General features: G+C 57.9%; 3 protein-coding genes. 2 read left to right on the top strand and 1 reads right to left on the bottom strand.

All coding sequences use genetic code 11. The features are described from left to right. The first annotated feature begins 140 nt into the window (after positions 1-140). Positions 141-539: a MerR family transcriptional regulator gene (locus tag PMI23_RS26865; RefSeq protein WP_007917234.1), complete on the top strand. Its 399-nt coding sequence runs from the start codon at positions 141-143 to the stop codon at positions 537-539. Between the two features lie 144 nt (positions 540-683). After that, on the top strand, positions 684-1,583 hold the full coding sequence (locus PMI23_RS26870) for a hydroxymethylglutaryl-CoA lyase (RefSeq protein WP_007917235.1): 900 nt from the start codon (positions 684-686) through the stop codon (positions 1,581-1,583). 666 nt (positions 1,584-2,249) lie between these two features. Here the strand turns inward: PMI23_RS26870 and PMI23_RS26875 are convergent. Beyond that, entirely contained in the window at positions 2,250-3,947 is a 1,698-nt protein-coding gene (locus PMI23_RS26875) for an AMP-binding protein (protein ID WP_007917236.1), read from the bottom strand. Between the last annotated feature and the right edge of the window lie 114 nt (positions 3,948-4,061).

The following is a 4,061-nucleotide window of genomic DNA, read 5'->3' on the forward strand; positions in this document are numbered from 1 at the left end:
AGATCGCAGCCTTCGGCAGCTCCTGCATTTGGAATCTATCACCCCTGTAGGAGCTGCCGAAGGCTGCGATCTTTTTCTTGCTTGACGTAAACGTCAACCTGCCATTAGCTTAGCGCCAAGACCTTTTTCCGAGCGCTTCCATGAGCAGCCAGACTTACAGCATCTCCGACCTCGCCCGCGAGCTGGACATCACCACCCGGGCGATCCGCTTTTATGAAGAACAAGGCCTGCTCAGCCCTGAGCGCCGTGGCCAGGAACGCATCTATTCGCCGCGCGACAAGGTCAGCCTGAAGCTGATCCTGCGCGGCAAGCGCATCGGTTTTTCGCTGGCCGAATGCCGCGAATTGATCGAACTCTACGACCCGTCCAGCGGTAACACCAAACAGCTCAACAGCATGCTGGCGAAAATCACTGAGCGTCGCGAGCAGTTGGAACAGCAGTTGCTGGATATCGAACAGATGAAACTGGAACTCGATACCGCTGAAGAGCGCTGCGTCCAGGCGTTGGAGCAGACGCTGAAGAGCCAGCAGGCGATCTGACTAACAACATAAATCCCCCTGTAGGAGTGAGCCTGCTCGCGATAGCGGTGTATCAGTCACGCAATTTTCATCTGGCACTCCGCGATCGCGAGCAGGCTCACTCCTATAGGGGTTCTCCACAAATTCAAAAGAGCAGGTCAGCCCATGTCCCTCCCCTCCCAAGTACGCCTGATCGAAGTCGGCCCGCGCGATGGCTTGCAGAACGAAGGCCAACCGATCAGCGTCGCTGACAAGGTGCAACTGGTCGATGCTTTGAGCGCCGCTGGCCTCGGCTATATAGAAGTCGGCAGTTTCGTCTCTCCGAAATGGGTGCCACAAATGGCCGGTTCCGCCGAAGTGTTCGCGCAGATTCAGCGCAAGCCCGGCGTAACCTACGGCGCACTGGCGCCGAACTTGCGCGGATTTGAAGACGCCATCGCTGCCGGGGTCAAGGAAGTCGCGGTGTTCGCCGCCGCCTCCGAAGCGTTCTCGCAACGCAACATCAACTGCTCGATCAGCGAAAGCCTGGCGCGCTTTGCGCCGATCATGGAAGCCGCGCAGCAGCACGGCGTTACCGTGCGCGGTTACGTGTCGTGTGTGCTCGGTTGCCCGTACGAAGGCACGGTCGCGCCGGAGCAAGTGGCGATGGTCGCGCGCGAGTTGTATGCGATGGGCTGCTACGAAGTTTCGCTGGGCGACACCATCGGCACTGGCACCGCGGGCGCGACGCGCCGCTTGTTTGAAGTAGTGTCGGCGCAAGTGCCACGGGAAAAACTCGCCGGGCATTTCCACGACACTTACGGCCAGGCCATGGCCAACATCTACGCCAGCCTGCTTGAAGGGATTTCGGTGTTCGACAGCTCTATCGCGGGCCTCGGCGGCTGCCCGTACGCCAAAGGCGCGAGCGGTAACGTTGCCACCGAAGACGTGGTGTACCTGCTCAACGGCCTGGGTATCGAGACCGGTATCGACCTGGACGCCTTGATTGCCGCGGGTCAGCAGATCAGCGCGGTGCTCGGTCGCCCGAGCGGTTCGCGCGTGGCCAAGGCTCGTAGCGCGCAGTAAGGGGGGAAGGTGTTACCGCTGTGTCCGAAATGTGGGTTTAAGCGAGTAACACGGAAACAAATTGTCTGGTTTCGCTGGAGCGAAAATCTGCAGAAATTTTCAAACCTTTGATTTATAAGGTTTTTTAAAAGTTGGCACGGCTTCTGCTATCTCTATGGCATAACAAGAATAAAAAGCAGCAAACCAATAAAAATAAGACGTACCGACTCTGACATAACAAAAACAACACGGCAGAGACGCAGCTAACAGATTTTTTTGGAGAAGGTGTGCTTTTCAGGGTGCTCTCAGGAGTGACCCGCAACCGGGCAGAGAACAATAAAACTACCTTCAGGTAGCTCCCGAATCGGTTGGATCGCTTAGCGAGAAAGCAGATCAGCGCTCAAAAAAATACGTTTGCTCTTGACCCCGGATGGGGGTCGCCAAAAACAGCGGTAAAGGGCCACGGTTGCCAAAAACAACAACAGACCGACCCTCAATAATAAAAAAGAGCACGCGACGACAAAATTAAAGGGGAGCTTCGGCTCCCCTTTGTGCTTTCTGTGATTTGTGTTTTCACCGCAAATCCCTGTGGGAGCTGGCTTGCCAGCGATGGCGTCAGGTCAGCCAGCATCAATGTTGAATGATCCACCGCAATCGCTGGCAAGCCAGCTCCCACAGGGGTGGTGGTTAACGCTCGATTGTTTTCAGTTCTTCGATACTGATCTCACGCATCCTGAATTTCTGGATCTTGCCCGTCACCGTCATCGGAAACTCTTCAACGAACTTGAAGTGCCGTGGCGTCTTGAAGTGCGCGATGCGTTCCTTGCACCAGGTTTGCAGTTCCAGCTCGGAAGCATTATGGCCGGGGTGAAATTTGATCCAGGCAACAATCTCCTCGCCATAACGCGAACACGGAATGCCGATCACCTGCACGTCCGCCACCGCCGGATGGGTGAAGAAAAACTCCTCGAGCTCACGCGGATAAATGTTTTCGCCACCGCGAATGATCATGTCCTTGTTACGCCCGGCGATGTTGACGTAACCCTCCTCGTTCATGCTCGCCAGGTCGCCGGTGTGCATCCAGCCCGCCTCGTCGATGGCTTCAGCGGTGGCCTGCGGATTGTTCCAGTAGCCGAGCATCACGCTGTAACCGCGAGTGCACAGTTCGCCGATGGTGCCGCGTGGCACCAGGTTGCCGGCCTCGTCGATGATCTTGCTTTCCAGCTGTGGCTGGGTTCGGCCGACGGTGGTCACGCGCAATTCCAGCTCATCGTTCGGCCCGGTCTGCAGTGACACCGGACTGGTTTCGGTCATGCCGTAAGCAATTTGCACTTCACTCATGTGCATTTCGCTGATCACCCGGCGCATCACTTCTATCGGACACGTCGCGCCGGCCATGATCCCGGTGCGCAGGCTCGACAGATCGAATTGGGCGCGTTGTGGCTGGTCGAGCATGGCGATGAACATGGTCGGTACGCCGTAAAGGCCGGTGGCTTTCTCTTCGGCGACGGTTTGCAGGGTCAGTAAAGGATCGAAGGCATCGTTGGGGTAAATCATCGTGCTGCCGTGGGTGATGCAGCCGAGGTTGCCCATGACCATGCCGAAGCAGTGGTACAGCGGCACCGGGATGACCAGGCGATCGCGCGGGGTCAGGCCGATGCTTTCGCCAACCATGTAACCGTTATTGAGGATGTTGTAGTGGCTGAGGGTCGCGCCCTTGGGGAAACCGGTGGTGCCGGAGGTGTACTGGATGTTCACCGGCTGATCAAAGTGCAGGCTGTTGCTGCGTTCGTGTAGTTGTTCGGGGGAGAGGCTGGCGGCGAGATCTGCCAGCTCCGACCACGGCAGGAAACCTGAGGGTGGCTGCGCATCGAGGCTGATCACGCCGCGCAGTTCGGGGAGGCGTTCGCTGCGCAGTTGGCCGATGGGTTGCTCGGCCAGTTCCGGCACCAGGCCTTGCAGCATGCCGTGGTAGTTGGAGGACTTGAACGCCCCGGCGCAGACCAGCCATTGGCAGCCGGATTGTTTGAGCACGTATTCCAGTTCGGAACTGCGGTAGGCCGGGTTGATGTTGACCAGGATCACGCCGATTTTTGCGGTGGCGACTTGCGTGATGCACCACTGCGCGCAGTTCGGTGCCCAGATACCGAGGCGGTCGCCGGCCTGCAAACCCAAAGCGAGCAGCGCCCTGGCGTGCAGGTCCACCGCTTCGGCCAGTTGTCGCCAGGAATAACGCAACTGCTGATGGCGGACCACCAGCGCTTCACCGTCGGGGTATTGCGCGACAGTCTGATCGAACTTCTGCCCGATGGTCATCGCCAGCAAGGCTTTGTCCTGTGAACCACGGGTGTAGCTGCGCGGCGGGTTTGCACTGGGTTGATCCATGACGACCCCTATTGTCTTTATTTATGGGTTGCCGACGGTCACTTGTAGGAGTGAGCCTGCTCGCGATCTCGATCCATTAGTCAACACTTACGTCGACTGACACGACGCGATCGC

The organism is Pseudomonas sp. GM24 (assembly GCF_000282235.1).
Taxonomy (GTDB): Bacteria; Pseudomonadota; Gammaproteobacteria; order Pseudomonadales; family Pseudomonadaceae; genus Aquipseudomonas.